The sequence below is a fragment of the Jiangella rhizosphaerae genome (genome assembly GCF_003579925.1).
GTDB classification, from domain to species: Bacteria; Actinomycetota; Actinomycetes; order Jiangellales; family Jiangellaceae; genus Jiangella; species Jiangella rhizosphaerae.
Window position 1 is genome coordinate 22,862 of the sequence record NZ_QUAL01000189.1, and the last position, 16,643, is coordinate 39,504.

Annotated in this window: 16 protein-coding genes; 9 read left to right on the forward strand and 7 right to left on the reverse strand. The window is 74.0% G+C overall.

From position 1 onward, the window contains the following. Positions 1-73 precede the first annotated feature (73 nt). From DY240_RS21440 to DY240_RS21450, 3 genes are all read left to right on the forward strand, one after another. Positions 74-964 carry a LysR family transcriptional regulator gene (locus tag DY240_RS21440; RefSeq protein WP_119661876.1) on the forward strand — a complete coding sequence of 297 codons (891 nt, stop codon included), beginning with the start codon at positions 74-76 and terminating at the stop codon, positions 962-964. Between the two features lie 5 nt (positions 965-969). Beyond that, entirely contained in the window at positions 970-2,583 is a 1,614-nt protein-coding gene (locus DY240_RS21445) for a S8 family peptidase (RefSeq protein WP_119661877.1), read from the forward strand. A gap of 179 nt (positions 2,584-2,762) precedes the next feature. Further along, positions 2,763-3,122 (forward strand): lipopolysaccharide assembly protein LapA domain-containing protein, encoded by a 360-nt coding sequence (locus tag DY240_RS21450; protein WP_199701978.1) that lies wholly within the window; start codon positions 2,763-2,765, stop codon positions 3,120-3,122. Positions 3,123-3,134: 12 nt separating this feature from the next. Here the strand turns inward: DY240_RS21450 and DY240_RS21455 are convergent, their stop codons facing one another. Next, positions 3,135-4,127 (reverse strand): AraC family transcriptional regulator, encoded by a 993-nt coding sequence (locus DY240_RS21455; protein WP_119661878.1) that lies wholly within the window; start codon positions 4,125-4,127, stop codon positions 3,135-3,137. 363 nt (positions 4,128-4,490) lie between these two features. Between DY240_RS21455 and DY240_RS21460 the strand changes: the two genes are divergently transcribed. From DY240_RS21460 to DY240_RS21470, 3 genes are read left to right on the forward strand one after another with little or no spacing between them, the layout of a single operon-like run. Then, positions 4,491-5,525, forward strand: a complete 1,035-nt coding sequence (locus DY240_RS21460; protein ID WP_119661879.1) for an LLM class flavin-dependent oxidoreductase — start codon at positions 4,491-4,493, stop codon at positions 5,523-5,525. Beyond that, positions 5,522-6,220: an NADPH-dependent F420 reductase gene (locus DY240_RS21465; protein ID WP_119661880.1), complete on the forward strand. Its 699-nt coding sequence runs from the start codon at positions 5,522-5,524 to the stop codon at positions 6,218-6,220. The genes DY240_RS21460 and DY240_RS21465 overlap by 4 nt, the downstream gene beginning before the upstream one ends. Beyond that, positions 6,217-6,732 (forward strand): hypothetical protein, encoded by a 516-nt coding sequence (locus DY240_RS21470; RefSeq protein WP_119661881.1) that lies wholly within the window; start codon positions 6,217-6,219, stop codon positions 6,730-6,732. Before DY240_RS21465 ends, DY240_RS21470 begins: the two co-directional genes overlap by 4 nt. A 99-nt stretch (positions 6,733-6,831) precedes the next feature. Here the strand turns inward: DY240_RS21470 and DY240_RS21475 are convergent, their stop codons facing one another. After that, the gene (locus DY240_RS21475; RefSeq protein WP_119661882.1) at positions 6,832-8,211 is read right to left on the reverse strand and encodes an MFS transporter; all 1,380 of its coding nucleotides are present in this window, start codon (positions 8,209-8,211) and stop codon (positions 6,832-6,834) included. Positions 8,212-8,305: 94 nt separating this feature from the next. Here DY240_RS21475 and DY240_RS21480 point away from each other — a divergent pair, with 94 nt between their 5' ends. After that, positions 8,306-8,881 (forward strand): TetR/AcrR family transcriptional regulator, encoded by a 576-nt coding sequence (locus DY240_RS21480; protein WP_119661883.1) that lies wholly within the window; start codon positions 8,306-8,308, stop codon positions 8,879-8,881. A 25-nt stretch (positions 8,882-8,906) separates the two neighbouring features. Here the strand turns inward: DY240_RS21480 and DY240_RS21485 are convergent, their stop codons facing one another. Further along, positions 8,907-9,791, reverse strand: coding sequence for an aminoglycoside phosphotransferase family protein (locus DY240_RS21485; RefSeq protein ID WP_119661884.1), 885 nt, complete (start codon positions 9,789-9,791; stop codon positions 8,907-8,909). Positions 9,792-9,878: 87 nt separating this feature from the next. Here DY240_RS21485 and DY240_RS21490 point away from each other — a divergent pair, with 87 nt between their 5' ends. Further along, complete coding sequence (locus DY240_RS21490) at positions 9,879-10,904, forward strand: Ppx/GppA phosphatase family protein (RefSeq protein ID WP_119661885.1); 1,026 nt, start codon at positions 9,879-9,881, stop codon at positions 10,902-10,904. 5 nt (positions 10,905-10,909) lie between these two features. Here DY240_RS21490 and DY240_RS21495 read toward each other — a convergent pair whose 3' ends face one another. The 4 genes from DY240_RS21495 to DY240_RS21510 all read right to left on the reverse strand — a co-directional run bounded on the left by DY240_RS21495 (position 10,910) and on the right by DY240_RS21510 (position 15,957). Continuing rightward, positions 10,910-12,421: an FAD-dependent oxidoreductase gene (locus tag DY240_RS21495; protein ID WP_119661886.1), complete on the reverse strand. Its 1,512-nt coding sequence runs from the start codon at positions 12,419-12,421 to the stop codon at positions 10,910-10,912. 11 nt (positions 12,422-12,432) lie between these two features. Then, positions 12,433-13,608, reverse strand: a complete 1,176-nt coding sequence (locus tag DY240_RS21500; RefSeq protein WP_119661887.1) for an alcohol dehydrogenase catalytic domain-containing protein — start codon at positions 13,606-13,608, stop codon at positions 12,433-12,435. A 108-nt stretch (positions 13,609-13,716) separates the two neighbouring features. Continuing rightward, entirely contained in the window at positions 13,717-15,678 is a 1,962-nt protein-coding gene (locus DY240_RS21505) for a PAS domain S-box protein (RefSeq protein ID WP_119661888.1), read from the reverse strand. Between the two features lie 90 nt (positions 15,679-15,768). Continuing rightward, positions 15,769-15,957: a hypothetical protein gene (locus tag DY240_RS21510; RefSeq protein ID WP_119661889.1), complete on the reverse strand. Its 189-nt coding sequence runs from the start codon at positions 15,955-15,957 to the stop codon at positions 15,769-15,771. Between the two features lie 381 nt (positions 15,958-16,338). On the opposite strand from DY240_RS21510, the gene DY240_RS32165 reads away from it, so the two are divergent. Then, positions 16,339-16,533, forward strand: a complete 195-nt coding sequence (locus DY240_RS32165; RefSeq protein WP_158602933.1) for a DUF2188 domain-containing protein — start codon at positions 16,339-16,341, stop codon at positions 16,531-16,533. Positions 16,534-16,643: the final 110 nt, after the last annotated feature.

Sequence of the window (16,643 nt, forward strand, 5' to 3'; positions counted from 1 at the left end):
CCACAGCGTGCGCCCGCACCGATGCATAGGTCCAATGTCGATTTTCACGCTGACCCATGCGTAGGCTCTATGAATGGTCAGTCTGGTGCAGCTACGCGTCCTCGACGCCGTCCGCCGGCACGGCTCGGTCACCGCGGCCGCGCGCGAGCTGCACTACACGCAGCCGTCGCTCAGTCACCACCTCGCCCGGCTCGAGGCCGAGACCGGCGCGCGGCTGCTGCAGCGCGTCGGGCGCGGCATCCGGCTCACCGAGGCCGGCCGGCTGCTGGCCGACCGCGCCGCCGAGATCGTCGGCCGGGTCGACTCCGCGGCGGCGGAGCTGTCCACGCTGGTGGGCCTGCAGGCCGGACGGGTCCGGCTGGCCGGCTTCGGCTCGGTGATGAGCGCGCTGGTGCCGCGGGCCGCCGCCGTCCTCGCCGAGCGCCATCCCGGCCTGGAGCTGGGGCTCACCGACACGCATCCCGAGGACGCGCTGGCGCTGCTGCGGGCCGGGCACGTCGACGTCGCGGTGATCTTCCGGTACGACGAGACCGCGCCAGAGGAAGACGGCGTCCGCCTGCGGCACCTGCTCGACGACCCGCTCTACCTGCTGGCGGACGGCGGTGGCGGCACGCTCGCCGACCACCGCGACGCCGCCTGGATCGGCGGGTGCGAGCGCTGCCGCAGCCACCTCGTCGAGCTGTGCCAACGGGCCGGCTTCACCCCGCGCCTCACGTCCACCACCGACGACATGGTGGTCATGCAGAGCCTGGTCGCCGCCGGCCTGGGCGTGACGACGATCCCCGGGCTGGCGCTGCGGGCCCACCGCAACCCCGCGGTCACCGCCACCCGCCTGGACGTCCCGCCGCGCCGGATCGTCGCGGCCACCTACGGCGACCCGCCCGATCCGCCCGCGACGGCGGCGCTGCTGGCCGCGCTGGACGAGGCCGCGGCGCATGCGGCCGACCAGGAACCCCCGAGGTGAGGGACATGCGACGACCGGACCCGGCGGTGTCGTCCGTGCGACTGCTCGTACGGCCGCGAGGGGACGACGACCACCCGTCCGGGCTGCGGCTCGAGATCGGCCGCGTGCTCGGCGCGGCGGACGAGGCCGGCCGGCCCTGGGCGGTCGAGCCGTTGTTCCCCGGCACGACGGATCCGGAGTTGCGGCGCCACTGGGTGGTGAGCGGCGTCGTCCAGGCGAGTCCGGCGTACGACGACACCCGCGTCGCGTACGACCTCGCCGCCGCGCTGGCGCGCGAGCTCGACGCCGACGTCGAGCCCGACCTCCCCTCGTCGGCCTACGGTGTCGAGGCCCGCGAGGCGGACTCCGGCGGAGGCCACCTCCCCGGCTCCGCCGACCGGAGGTGGGTCGTCGACGCGGTCCGGGCACGGGCGGCCTGGGCGCTGCCCCGGGGTCCCGGCGGCGCCGCTCGAGGCGAGGGCGTGCTCGTCGGCTCCGTCGACACCGGGTACACCGATCATCCCGAGCTGGCCGGCGCGTGGTCGTTCGACCTCGACCACGACGTCCTCGACGGCGACGAGGACGCGCGCGACCCGCTGCGCCGGCGCTGGTACGTGCCGCTGGACACGCCCGGTCACGGCACCCACACGGCGAGCGTCATCGGCTGCCGGGGCGACGGCGTCCTCCTCGGAGTCGCGCCGAGGGCGACCATCGTGCCGATCCGCGCGGTCAGGAGCGTCGTCCAGGTGCTCGACGGCGACGTCGCGCGCGCCGTCCACGAGGCGCACCGGCGCGGCTGCCGGGTCATCACGATGTCGCTGGGTGGCCGCGGGTTCTTCGGCCTGCGGGCGGCCATCCGGGCAGCGGTCGGCGACGGCGTGGTCGTCATGGCCGCGGCCGGCAACACGGTCGGCATCGTCGTCGCGCCCGCGTCGTATCCCGAGTGCATCGCCGTCGCGGCGACCAACGCCGACAGCGAGCCGTGGGCCGGGTCGTCCCGCGGACCCGCGGTCGACGTGTCGGCGCCCGGCGAGAGCGTCTGGGTCGCGTCGGTCGACGCCCGGGTCGACCCGCCGGCGTTCGGCGAGGGCCGGCATCACGGCACGTCGTTCGCCGTCGCGACCCTGGCCGGCGTGGCCGCGCTCTGGATCGCCCACCACGGCCACGACCGCATCGTCGCGCAGGTCGGCCGGGCGAACGTGCAGGCGGCGTTCCTGCACCTGGTGCGCTCGCACGGCCACCGGGTGCCGCCCGGCTGGACCGAGAACGGCTGGGACGAGCTGTACGGCGTCGGCATCGTCGACGCCGCCGGGCTGCTCGCGGCGCCGCTGCCGTCCGCGGGCGACCTCGTGCCGGCGGAGGCACTGGAGATCGCCGACCCGGTGAGCCGGCTGAGCGCCCTCCTGCCCGGTCTCGGCCGCGACGAGCTGCGGCTGCGGGTCGCGGAGCTCCTCGGCACCGCACCGCGGGCCGTCGACGAGCTGCCGCCCGTCGCCGTCAGCGAGCTCGTCTACCGCCTGGGCGAGGATGACGAGCTGCGCGACGGCATCGAGCACTCGGTCCGGCCCGGTGCGAAGGCGCGACGACTGCTCGAGCGGACGGCGTCGCGCACGTTGCTGTCGCGGGCGCAGGATGGGTGAGGGATCGGGGTAGCCAGGGCAACCCGGATCCCTCACCCATCGTGGACGAACCTGTCGGAGCGGGAGACGACGATGACGCGTCGCTCGCCCAGCCCGGATCCGCCGAAACCCGTGTCGCGTGGGTCCGGGGTGACTAATGTGATCGGTGTCACCATCGCGAGCAGGGGGAGGTGGCCCGCGTGACCACACCCGACGACGACCGCCCGGCCGGCACGGCGCCGACCGCTGAGGACGGCCAAGGCCGCGACGACAGGGAGCACGGCGGTGAGGGCGGGCACGGCCGGCACGCCGGAGGGCTGCCGCGCTCGCGGACCGGCACCGTCTGGGTCGCCATCTGCGTCACGGTGCTGGTGCTCGGGCTGCTGATCGTGTTCATCGCGCAGAACACGGAGACCGTCGACGTGTCGTTCCTCTGGATGGACGGCACGGTGCCGCTCGCCGTCGCGCTGCTGATCGCCGCCGCCGGCGCGGGGCTGCTCGCGACGATCGTCGGCACGATCCGCATCGCGCAGTTGCGCCGCCTCCACCGCCGGAGCTGACCAGGGGCGTCGTCAGGTGCGCAGCGTGCGGCTCGGCGACCGGCCGTACCGCTGCCGGTACTCGGCGGCGAACCGGCTCGGCTTCGAGAAGCCCCAGGCCGCGGCGATCGCCGCCACCGTCGCGCCGGTCGTCGGGTCGGCGGCCTGCAGTTCGCGGTGCGCGCGCTCGAGGCGGACCCGGCGCAGATGGGTCAGCGGTGTCGTGCTCAGGTGCCGGGCGAACGCGTACTGCAGCGCCCGGGGGCCGATGCCGGCCGCTGCCGCGACGTCGCTCAGCGTGATCGGCTCGGCGGCGTGCGCCTCGATGTACGCCGCGGCCCGGCGCAGCGCCCGCGGTGCGACGTAGCCGGGACCGGGGGAGTGCGCGACGGTCATGGTCGTGTTGGGGAAGGTCGCGAGCGCCGCCGCGGCGGCGGTGCGCACCATCTCCGCGGCGATCAGCGGATGCGCCACCGCGGAGTCGTCGACCATCAGTTCGCGGCCGACCGTGGCGCACACGTTGCGGAAGTACTCACCGAGCCGCGGGGTGACGGGGGACATCGACTCGAACCGCAGGTCGGCGGGGTCGATGCCGAACCGCTCCGTGGCGAGGTCGGCGGCGCTGGAGACCGGCAAACGCAGGATGCCGGCGTCGAGGTCGGCCCACTGGGCGGCCACCGGCGCGCCGGGCGGGAACAGCACGACGTCGCCGGCGCCGGCCCGGCGGTGCTCGCCGCCCGCCGCGACGGTGAACACCCCGTGGACGACGGACATGGCGAACAGGTAGCCGAACGGCTCCGTGGCGGTCCGGAAGTTGACGGTGACGTGGACGCGGTCGGCCCCGAACGGGCCGTCGCGCACCCCGGCGCGCGCCGACACCACCCGGAACTCCGTCCCCGCGTGGTCGCGGCCGAGCCGCGGCTCGTGGCCGATGTAGAGCCGCCGGATCAGCTCGGCCGACTCGTTCATGGTGCGTGCGACGACCAGGCTGCGTTCGACGGGCACCGTCGCGGCATCGTCCACCATGGGCCACTCCCGGGTCACCGGCCCTGACGACCCAGCGTACGCACGACCTGCCCGGAGAGCGCAAGGCGCGGCGCGAAGCCGTTTCCTGGCTCGGGCGGCCGGGGCTACGGTGCGGGTGCGGGCCGGTGTGAGCATCGGGGGCTCCTCGCCGGCTCCGGGTGACCCGGGGATCGCGAGGGCGGGCCCCGGGTCTCCGTCCCCGGTCGCGCGCGGCACGAGCCGGACCAGGGTCGCGACCGGGGGCTCGCGGACGCCGCCGCCGGACTGTCGTCCTCCCCGCCCACCGAGGAGCCCGGCGGCGGCCCCACGGCGTCGGCGTCACGACGCGGAAATAGTTGACATGTCAGCAATGTTGAGGCCGGCATGAGCGACCTCAGTTTCGGGCTGGACACCTTCGGCGACGTGCCCGAGAGCGACGACGGCACGCTGCTCACCTACGGTGCGGCGATCCGTCAGGTCGTCGAGGAGGCGGTCCTCGCCGACCAGCTCGGCGTCGACGCGATCGCGCTGGGCGAGCACCACCGTCCCGAGTACTCGATCTCGACGCCGGAGACGGTGCTGGCCGCGATCGCCGCGCGGACGTCGTCCATCCGGCTCGGGTCCGGCGTGACGGTGCTGAGCTCGGACGACCCGGTCCGGGTGTTCCAGCGCTTCGCCACCGTCGACGCGGTGTCGAACGGCCGGGCCGAGGTGATCCTGGGCCGCGGGTCGTTCACCGAGTCGTTCCCGCTGTTCGGCTACGACCTCGCCGACTACGAGGTGCTGTTCGAGGAGAAGCTGCAGCTGTTCGTGCGGCTGCTCGACGAGAAGCCGGTGACCTGGAGCGGCACCACCCGGGCCGCGCTGGAGAACGCCGACGTGTTCCCGAAGACCGAGTCGGGCCGCCTGACGACCTGGGTCGGCGTCGGCGGCACCCCGCAGTCCGTCGTCCGCACCGCCTACTACGGGCTGCCCCTCATGCTCGCGATCATCGGCGGCTCGCCGGACCGGTTCGCGCCCTACCTCGACCTCTACCGGCGAGCGGCCGGCCAGTTCGGCACCGTCGCGCACCCCGTCGGCATGCACTCGCCGGGCTTCGTCGCCGACACCGACGAGGAGGCGAAGGAGATCTACTACGCGCGGTACAAGGTCAACCGCGACCGCATCGGCCGGGAACGCGGCTGGCCGCCGATCACGCCGCGGGAGTTCGAGCACGAGATCGAGCACGGCTCGCTCTACGTCGGCTCGCCGGACACGGTCGCCCGCAAGATCGCCCGTGCCGTCCAGACCCTCGGCGTCGGCCGGTTCGACCTCATCTACACCGCCGGCTCGCAGCCGGTGAGCGCGCGGCTGCGGGCGGTCGAGCTGTACGGCTCGAAGGTCGTCCCGATGGTCCGCGACCTGGTGGCCGGCTCGTGACCGGGGACGCGCGCACCATCGGCATCCTGGGCGCCGGCAAGCTCGGCACCGTGCTGGCGCGGCTCGCCGTCGCCGCCGGCTACCGGGTGCTGGTCGCCGGCTCCGGCACGGCGGACCGGATCGCGCTGATCGTCGAGATCGTCACGCCCGGCGCGGTCGCCGTCACCGCTCGCGAGGCGGCCGAGCAGGCCGACGCCGTCATCCTCGCGTTGCCGCTCGGGAAGTACCGCACGATCCCGGCCGACGCGCTGCGCGGGACGCTGGTGCTCGACGCGATGAACTACTGGTGGGAGGTCGACGGCGGCCGCGACGACCTCACCGACCCGCGCACGTCGTCCAGCGAGCTGGTGCAGGCCTTCCTGCCGGAGTCGCGGGTGGTGAAGGCGTTCAACCACATGGGCTACCACGACCTCGACGACGGCGCCCTGCCGGCCGGGGCGCCGGACCGCAAGGCCATCGCCGTCGCGGGTGACGACCCCGCCGACGTGGCGGAGGCGGCGGCGATCGTCGACGCGCTCGGCTTCGACCCGGTCGTCGCCGGCCCGCTGGCCGAGGGCGTGCGGATGGAGCCGTTCACCGAGGTGTTCGGCGCCAACGTTCCGGCCGCGCAGCTGCGGGCGATGCTCGACCGGTTCCCGTTTTCCCCGCGCGGACGCGAGGTGGCCGCGGCGCGCGCCGCTACGCTGGCTCGATGAGCCATACGGCCGGCCGCGACGACGAGCTGCCGCCCGGTCAGCGCGCCGACATCCTGAAGGAGCGCATCTACATCACGTTCACCGCGCTCGCGGTGGTCCTGGCGCTGCGCGCCCACGCGGTGTCCGCCGCCGAGGCGGCGCTGTCGCTGGCGGTCGTCGTCCTGGGCACGGTACTCGCCGTCTTCGTCGCCGACGTCGTGTCGCACATCGCCGTCCACGAGGTGCTGCCGGTGCGCGAGGAGCTGCGACACATGGCGCGGGTGAGCCTCGGCGCGCTGGGCGCGCTGGTGCTGCCGGGCGTGTTCATCGGGCTCGCGGTCGCCGACGTGTGGGAGATCGAGCCGGCGCTGCGGGCGTCGAGCATCGCGCTGGTCGCCGCCCTCGCCGCCATCGGCTATCTCGCCGTCCGCCGGGCGCGGCTGCCCACCTGGCAGCGGGTGGTCGTCCTGTTCGCCGAGGTCGTGCTCGGCCTGGTGGTCATCGGCCTGGAGCTGCTCGCCCACAACCTCTGACGTTCCCCCCGTTGGTTGATCTTGGAGTTGTTCGGCCATCTCTCGGACATTTCGCCCGGTGTGTGCCGAACAACTCCAAGATCAACGGGGTGGACGGGGTCAGGGCTGCGGGCGCGGGGTGAGGACCGCCGCGACCACCGCGGACGCCGCCGCCGCCACGGCGGCCACGAGGAAGGCGTTGGTGAAGCCGTCGAGGGTGGTGCCGACGATGCTGGCGGCGGCCACGCTGGAGACGACCGCCGCGCCGCCGGCGGCGCCGAACTCGTGGAACGTGCTGACGATGCCCGACGCGATGCCGGCCTCGTGCGGGGCGACCTGGCCGAGCGCCGTCGCGGACGCGACGACGAAGATGGCGCCGGTGCCGGCCGCGCCGACGGACACCCCGGCGACGACCGCTGCGGTGTTCAGCCACAGGGCCGGCACCGCCATCCCGAGCGCCGCCACCGCCAGACCCGCCACCGCCAGCGGACGGGCGCCGACCCTGGCGATGGACCGGCCGGTGAGGTTGGCGCCCAGCATCGTGGCCAGCGCGACCGGCAGGAACAGCAGGCCGGTGCGCAGCGGGCCGTAGTCGTGCGCGTGCTGGAAGTAGAACGTGCCGAGGAAGAACACCGCGATCATCAGCGCCGTCGCCAGCAGGATGAGGAACGTCCCCGTCGCGACCGGCCGCCGCGCCAGGAGGCGGACGTCCATCAGGGGCGCCGCCGCCCGCCGCTGCCACGTCACGAACGCCAGGTAGCCCGCCGCCGCGACCAGCACGAGCACGCCGGTCGTCCACGTCAGCCAGCCGCCGTCGCCGGCCTGGATGAGCGCATAGATGAGCGTGCCGGAAGAGGCGGTGACCAGCAGGGCGCCGAGGACGTCCAGCCGCGCCCGCGGCGCCGCCGCGGTCTGACGAGGCAGCAGGCGAGCCAGCACCACCGCGACGACCAGGCCGATCGGCACGTTGACGAAGAAAACCCACGGCCAGCCGGGTCCCGCGGTGAGGAGGCCGCCGAGCAGCACGCCCAGGGCCGCCCCGCCGCCGCCGAGCGCCGACCACACGCCGAGCGCGCGGTTGCGTTCGTCGCCGTCGAACAGCGTGACGACGAGCGACAGCGCCGACGGCGACAACAGTGCGGCGCCGACACCCTGGGCGACGCGGCCCGCGATGAGCAGCTCCGACGACTCCGCCAGCCCGGTGAGCAGCGACGCCGCCGTGAACACCAGCAGGCCGGCCAGCACGACGCGCTTCGCGCCGAGGAGGTCGGCCAGCCGGCCGCCCAGCAGCATCAGTCCGCCGAACGCCAGCGCGTAGGCGCTGACCGTCCAGGTCAGCGCCTCGCGGCCGGCGCCGAGGTCGCTCTCGATCTGCGGCAGCGCGATCGCCACCACGGTGACGTCCAGGATCAGCATCAGCTGGGCGATCCCGAGGAAACCGAGGATCCGCCAGCGCCAGGGGTGGGGCGTGACCGCCGCGGTCGTGTCGTCGTACGTCATGATCCGGCCTCCTGCCGTAAGTCGTATGTGGAAGTACGAACTAGGGAACGGAGGCAGCTAACTCGTATATTCCCGTACGAGCTAAACTGGTGGCATGACCACCCGCACGCGTCGGCGCGCCGACGCGGAACGCAGCATCGCGCGCATCGTCTCGGCCGCCCGCGAGCTGCTCGGACGCGATCCCGCGGCGACGATCGACAAGATCGCGGCGGCCGCCGGGGTCGGCCGCATGACGCTCTACGGGCACTTCCCGAAGCGCGCCGATCTGGTCGAGGCGGCGCTGGCCGACACCTTGGCCGACGGCGAGCGGACGCTGTCCGCCGTCGACCTCACCGGCGATCCGCGCGACGCGCTCGACCGGCTGCTGGCGTCCAGCTGGGGCCTGATGGCGGAATCGTCGTCACTGCTCGCCGCCGCGCAGGAGGTGCTCTCGCCCGGCCGGGTGCGGGAGCTGCACGGCGCGCCGGCGGCCCGGCTGGAAGAACTGATCCGACGCGGGCAGAGCGAAGGGGTGTTCCGTACCGACCTGCCCATCGGGTGGCTGGTCGCCGCCGTGCACTACCTGCTCAAGGGCGCGGCGGAGGAGGAGCGCACCGGCCGGCTCGACGTGGACGGCCTGCCGCGCCTCGTCACGGCCTCGGTGCGATCGCTGCTGACGCCGCCGGCCTGACCGCCCGGCGCCTCACCCCGCCGGCTCAGGCCTCCGCCAGCACCGCCGCCACGACCCGGCGGGCTTCGGCCCGGACCCGCAGCACGTCGCTGTCGTAGGTGATCAGCGCCTTCCACAGCGCCCAGCCGCGGGCCCGCGCCCACATGGCGTCGTCGGCGACGGGGCGCATCGCGGCCGTGAACGCCGCTCGCGCCTCTCCGTCCAGGAAGGTCCAGGTGAGGGCGAGGTCGCAGGCGGGGTCGCCGACGCCGCAGGTGCCGAAGTCGATGACGGCGCTCAGGCGGCCGTCGCGCACCAGTAGGTTGCCGGGCGCGACGTCGCCGTGGAACCAGGCCGGCGGCCCGGCCCAGGGCGACGTCACCGCGGCATCCCACACCTTGCGGGCGGCGGCGACGTCGATCCGCTCGCCCAGCTCGGCCAGCGCCTCCTCCGTCTGGTCGCCGTACACCGACACCGGCGCGCCGCGCTGGAAGTTGTGCGTCCCCGGCGGCGGCCCGCCGTCGGCGTCGGCCGACCACAGCGCCCGCAGGAACGCGGCGACGTCCCGCGCGAACGCCGCGTCGCCGCCGACGCCCGCGGCCAGCGCGGTCTCGCCGGGCAGCCAGCGGTTCACCGACCACGTCCACGGGTAGCCGGGCCCCGGCCGGCCGACGGCGACCGGCGCGGGAATCGGGACCGGCAGCTGAGGCGCGAGGCGAGGCAGCCAGCGCTCCTCCTTGGCGACCTGCTCGCGGTAGTGCCGGGCGCTGGGCAGCCGGACCGACAGCTCGTCGCCCAGGCGGAAGGTGCGGTTGTCGACGCCCTGCAGCTCGACCGGACGCACCGGCAGCCGGGCCCACTGCGGGAACTGGTCGGCGATCAGCCCGGCGATGAGCTCGGCGTCGATCTCGGGCGGCTGCGGATCCGTCATCGCGGTCCACCCTAGGGACGGCGGGTCACCCGGTCGAACGAATTTCGGGCGCTGCGTGCGAGCCGCGCCGCTGGGTATGGCTCGTCCATGCGGCTCGGGGTGCTCGACATCGGATCCAATTCGGCGCAGCTCCAGGTGGTCGAGGCCACCTCGGGCGCGCCGCCGCTGCCCGCGCACGGGGTGAAGATCCCCACACTGCTGAACGAGGCCGTCGACTGCGACGGCGTGATCGCCGCCGAGGGCATCGAGCGGGTCGCCGACGCCGTCGCCTCGGCCGTCCGCGACGCCGCCGGCCAGCACGTCGACTACCTGTACCCGTACGTGACCTCGGTGGTGCGCGACGCGCCGAACCGCGACGAGGTGATCGACCGGATCGAGGAGGTGGCCGGCGTGCGGCCGCAGTTCCTCACCGGCGAGCAGGAGGCCCGGCTGACGTACCTGGCCGTGCACCGCTGGTACGGCTGGTCGGCCGGGCGGTTGCTGCTGCTGGACATCGGTGGCGGTTCCATGGAGATCGCGCTGGGCCGCGACGCCGAACCCGACCTCGCGATGTCGCTGCCGCTGGGCGCCCGCCGGCTGACCCGGCAGCTGCTGCCCGACGACCCGCCCACCCGCGACCAGCTGCGCGAGCTGCGCCGCTACGTCCGCGACACCATCGGCGAGGTCGCCGACCGGCTGCGCTGGGAGGGCCAGCCGCGCCGGGTCGTCGCGACGTCGAAGACGTTCAAGCAGCTGGCCCGGCTGGCCGGCGCCCCTCGCCAGCGCAAGGGCCCGTTCGTGCGCCGGGAACTGGCCCGCCGCGACGTCCGCCGCTGGCTGCCCCGGCTGGCCGCGATGCCCGCCGCCGAGCGCGCCAAGCTGCGCGGCGTGTCGGCCGCCCGCGCCGGGCAGGTGGTCGCCGGCGCCGTCGTCGCCGACACCACCATGACCGCGCTCAACGTGTCGCGCGCGGAGATCTGCCCCTGGGCGCTGCGCGAAGGCATCGTGCTCAGCCACCTCGAAACCATCACCGGCCAGGTGGCGGACGTGCCGCTGCAGCCGGTCCGCCACCTCGACGAACACCGCCGGCTGCAGGGACCGACGACGGTGACGCCGCTGCACCCGGCCGGCTGACCCCGTCAGCTCGGCGGCGGGACGGCGGGCAGCGGCTTGACGGCGGGACCGGCCAGCACGCGGCCGTCGGTCGCGAACCGCGAGGCGTGGCACGGGCAGTCCCACGTCTTCTCGGCGTCGTTGAACACGACCAGGCAGCCCAGGTGGGTGCACCGTGCCGACAGGCAGCTCAGGCCGCCCTCCTCGTCGCGGTAGGCGGCGATGGCCCGCACGCCGTCGGAGACGACTCGGCCGCTGCCCGGCGGCAGGGACTCGACGCCGCGCCGGCCCGTGAGGGCGTCGACGCGGTCGCCGAGGAAGCGGCCGGCGACGTACGCGTTGGCCTTGACGAACTCCGTCGCGGACTGGCGGACGGTGACCCGCTGCGGGTCGAACACCCCGGCCAGCGGGTTCTCGACGCCGGTGACGAGGTCGCGCAGCAGCAGCCCCGCCAGCGTCCCGTTGGTCATGCCCCAGTGCCCGAACCCGGTCGCCACCCACACGTTCCCGGCGCGCGGGTGGAACCGGCCGACGTAGGGGAGGGAGTCGACGGTCGTGAGGTCGTGCGCGAGCCAGCGGTAGGCCGGCGCGGCGAGCCCGAGCCGCTCCCGCGCCCATGCCCGCAGCGCGTCGTAGTGCTTCGCGACGCTGGTCCGGGCGCCGACGCGGTGCGGCTCGCCGCCGACGATGAGCAGGGTGCGGCCGTCCTCGCCGGGGGTGGTGCGGACGGAGTGCCGGTCCTCGGTGCTGATGTACATCCCGGCGGGGATGCCGTCCGGGCCGGCGGCCTCGGGATACCCGGCGACGACGAGGTCCCGCCGCGGTTCCAGCCGGGCGAAGTAGAGGCCGCGGTCGAAGATCGGGTAGTGGGTCGTGACGACGACGTGCCGGGCGCGGACGGGTCCGGCGGTGGTCTCGACGACGCACGGGTCGCCCTCGCTCAGCGCGAGCGCCCGGGTCCCGGTGACGACGGTGCCGCCGTCGCCGGGGATGCGGGTCGCCAGCTCCAGCAGCCACCGTCGCGGGTGGAACTGCGCCTGGCCGGTGAAGCGCACCGCGCCGGCCACCTCGAAGGGCAGGCCGGTCTGCGTCGTGAACGTCGCCGGCAGCCCGGCCGCGGCGGCCGCCTCGGCCTCACGCCGCAGCCCGTCGGCCGACGACGGCCGCTCGGCGAAGGCGTAGGACTCGCGCCGCGACCAGTCCATCTCGGCGCCGATGGCGGACGCCTCGGTCTCGATCCAGTCCGTCGCCAGCTGCTGCCCGGAGCCGTACGCCTGCGCGGTCTCCTTGCCGAAGCTGCTGGTCAGGTGGGCGTAAATGGCGCCGTGCTGGCTCGTCACCTTCGCCGTCGTGTGGCCGGTGACACCGGCGGCCAGCCGGTCGGCGGCCTCGATCAGCGTCACCGTCAGCCCGGCCTGCTTCAGCAGGTAGGCCGTCGTGATGCCGGCGATCCCGGCGCCCAGGACCACCACGTCCGCGTCCTCGAGGTGCGACGGCGCGAGCGGCGGGTCGCCGGTGCTGTCCAGCCAGTACGACATGCGCGGCTCTCTCACGGCGTCAGCAGGACCTTCACGGCCCCGTCGACCTTGCGCTGGAACATGTCATAGGCCGCCGGTGCCTCGTCGAGCGGCAGCCGGTGGGTGTGGAAGGCCTCGACGCCGAGCGGGTCGCCGTCGTTCAGCAGCGGCATGATCTGGTCGGTCCAGCGGCGGACGTTCGCCTGCCCCATGCGCAGCTGCACCTGTTTGTCGAAGAGCGTGAGCATCGGCAACGGGTCGGCGGCCCCGCCGTAGACGCCGGACAGCGAGATCGTGCCGCCGCGCCGCACCGCGTCGATCGCCGTGTACAGCGACGCGAGCCGGTCGATGCCGGCCTTCTGCATCATCGGCTCGGCGATCGCGTCCGGCAGCAGGCCGGTCAGCCGCTGCAGGAACCGCGCGGTGGGCGACCCGTGCGCCTCCATGCCGACGGCGTCGATGACGGAGTCGGCCCCGCGCCCGTCGGTCAGCTCGCGCACCCGGGCGGTGACGTCGTCGCCCTCCGGGTCGATCACCGTCGCGCCGCGGGCGGCCACCCGGTCCCGTCGCTCCGGGACCGGGTCGGCGGCGATCACCCGGTGGCCGCGGTGCAGCGCGATGCGCGTGGACATGTCGCCGATCGGCCCGAGGCCCAGCACCAGCACGGTGCCGCCGGTCGGGATCGCGGCGTACTCGACGGCCTGCCAGGCCGTGGGCAGCACGTCGGAGAGGTACAGGTAGCGCTCGTCGGGGCCGTCTTGCGGGAGCTTGATCGGCGCGTACTGCGCCTGCCGGACCCGCAGGTACTCGGCCTGCCCGCCGGGCACCTGGCCGTACAGCTTCGTGTAGCCGTACAGCGCCGCGCCCATGCCGTGCTCGCGCACCTGCGTGGTCTCGCACTGGGTGTGCAGGCCCTGCTGGCACATGTAGCAGGTGCCGCAGCAGATCTGGAACGGCACGACGACGCGGTCGCCGGGCACCAGGTGGGTCACGGCGTCGCCGGTCTCCTCGACGATGCCGATCGACTCGTGCCCCATGATGTCGCCGGGCTCCATGAGCGGCGCCAGCGGCTCGTAGAGATGCAGGTCGGAGCCGCAGATCGCGGTCGTCGTGACCCGGACGACGGCGTCGGTGGGTTCCTCGATCCGCGGATCGGGGACGTCCTCCACCCGGACGTCGCGTCGGCCCTGCCATGTCACGGCCCTCATGGCATCCCCTCTCGCCGGTCCCCGTCTGCGTCGGGCGTACCCGGAGAGGCGGTGCGCATGCGCCGTGCCACGCCGTCGCCGCGATCATCCGGCCGTGGACGGCGCCGCTCAGCCGGGCGCCAGCGGAAGGGTCAGGACGAAGGTGCCGGCCGGCCGCTCGGGCGTGCCCGGCTCGTAGCTGACGTCGCCGCCGTGGGCGCGGGCCAGCTCGCGGGCGATGTAGAGGCCGAGCCCGGTGCCGTGGACGCCGTCGCCGGTGCTGAACCGCTGGAACAGCCGCTCCCGAACCTCTGGCGGCACGCCTTGCCCGGCGTCGGTGATCTCGACGCGGGCGACGTCGTCGCCGGCGCCGATGCGGACGTCGACCGGCGGCGTGCCATGGTGCAGCGCGTTGCCGACGAGGTTCTCGATGACCTGCACCACCCGGCCGGGATCGACGAGCACGTCGACGTCGGGCTCGAGCTGCGTCGTGATGGGTCCGCCGGGCCGGGTCGCGCGGACCGTCTCGATGGCCGTCGCCACCAGCACGGCCAGCGAGGTGGCGGCCTGGCGGAGGGGCAGCGAGTCGGCGTCCAGCCTCGAAGCGGTCATCAGGTCGTTGACCAGCCGCTGGAGCCGGGCGGCGCTGCTGGACATGCTGTCCAGCAGCCGGGTGCGGTCGTCGTCGGTGAGCTCGGCCCAGTGCCGCCGGAGGGTGTCGGCCGTCCCGTCGAGGACGGCCGCGGGGGTGCGCAGCTCGTGCGCCGTCACGGCGAGGAACTGCTTCTGCTCCTCGGCCGCCCGCCGCAGCTGCTCGTTGGCCTCCTCGAGGGCGGCCGAGGCGGCCGCGCGCAGCTCCTCGGCCTGGCGGCGCTCGGTCATGTCGCGGGTGACCTTGGCGAAGCCGATGTGTTCGCCCATCTCGTTGAAGACGGCGGTGATGAGGACGTTCGCCCAGAAGCGGGTGCCGTCCTTGCGCAGCCGCCAGCCCTCCTCACCGTACTGGCCGGTGCGCAGCGCCTGCTGGAGCTCGTACTCCGGGTGCTGCTCCTCACGCTTCTCCCCGGGGTAGAAGACGCGGAAGTGCTGACCGATGATCTCCGAGGCGGTGTAGCCCTTGATCCGCTCGGCGCCGGCGTTCCAGCTGGCGACGTGGCCGTAGGGATCGAGCATGAAGATGGCGTAGTCGCGCACGGCCTCGACCAGCAGGCGGAACCGCTCCTCACTGCGGCGCAGCTCCTCCTCGGCGGCTCGCTGACGGGTGATGTCCTGGACCTGGAGGAACACGTAGAGCGCCTGGCCCCGGGAGTCGCGGACGGGCGCGAGGGTGGCGAGCACCTTGCGCGGCGGGTCGATGCTGCCGTTGATGTCGTGCTCGAGGTGCACGATGTCGGCGGACATGTGGGTGATGTCGAACAGCGCGGCATCGAGGAGGTCGCCGCGGCCGCTGGTCAGCCGGCCGTAGTCGAGGCCGACCAGCTCGTGCGGCTTGAACCCCATGAGGTCGCTGAGTGCGCGGTTGGCGCGCACGATGCTGCCGGTCAGCGTCATCGTCGCCATGCCGATGGCGGCCTGCTCGAACACCTCGCGGAAGCGTTCGAGGTGTTCGTCGAGCACCTGCTGGTCGGAGCTGACCGTGGGCTGGTCGGAGCCGGTGGACGAGCGGACGGGCCGCTCGCGCGGGGCGGATGGCGCGTGGTGCTGTGGCGCGTGGTGTTCGGGCAGCTTGGCCAGCAGCTCCTCGGCCAGGCGGTCGATGGGCAGCGACTTCTCGATGAAACCGGCGGCGCCGAGCTCCTGCGCGCTCTGCGCCAGCCCACCCTCCTCGAACCCGCTGTAGACGACGACGCGGGTGTCGGGTGAGACGGCGAGGATGCCGGGGAGGGCATCGAGGCCGTCCATCACCGGCATCGAGAGATCGAGCAGCAGCAGCGACGGCTGGTGCCGGAACGCCAGGCCGACGGCCTCGGTGCCGTCGCCGCCCTCGCCCACGACCTCGAGTAGTCCCGACAGGCGCAGCCGCGCCGTGATGACGGCCCGGACCTCGGTGGAGTCGTCGATGACGACGACGGTCGGCAGCGGCCCGGGCATCTCAGGAGTATGCCTGTCTCGGGCACCGGCCCGCACGCGGGCGGCCCCCGCTGCGGCGGCGGCCGACGGTGCCGTGATGGACCCTGCGCATCACTCGCGTGACTCGTCGATGTCGGTCTCGAGCTCGGCGATCATCTCGTCGAGCCAGGCGGCGAGGGCCTGCTCGCGGCCCTCGGGCGAGACGCCCTTGCGGCGCGCGTAGGCGGCGAACTCCGTCGCGAGGCCGATGGCGTCGAGGTCGGCGCCGGGCTCGCCCCAGTCGGGCTCCGACGGATTCATCTGCGCCGACCTCGTCATCGGGCCCCCATGTCATCCGGTGTCCGCCCGCGCGTGTGTGCGCGGCCGCCCCCCTGCGGACCGATCAGAACTTTGGGATGCATGGTACAGACCAATCTAGCTGCGGTCTTCTCGTGTTCGTTCACCTTCGATACCCACAAAACCAGCTCGCATACGTCCCACGGTAGCGGCCAAGCTTGCCGAAGGGCTGGGCAAAGATCGACGAAACGGCAGCGCGCGGGCCTCTGCGGGGACGAGGATGGTCGTGGGCGCGAATTCCACCGGCCGGTCCCGCATGTCCCCAGCAGGGGAAGGGTACGGACGCATGCGGTGTTGGGGCGTTGGAGAGGGTGGGTCGGGATGGCTTCTGGAGACATTCACACGGTGCCTCGCGGCGATCGCTGGGCGAACGTGTTCGAGGACGGCGAGCGGCTGATCGTCATCGCGGGCACGAAGGAGACGGCGGCGCGCATGGGCCGCGAGCTGGCGCGCCTGCGCGGCGTCCGGCACGTCGTCCACGAGCGCGACGACCTGACGGCCGACGCCGGCGCGCGCAGCCGCGACCTCGTCCACGGCTGAGCGGCGGGGCGGACCGCCGTCCGCCAGCGCCTAGGGCGTGTCTCCTAAAGATTGGCGGTGTGGGCCGCGATTGTTGGGGTCATGTCGCGTGAGTCGTTGTTGAGCGATGA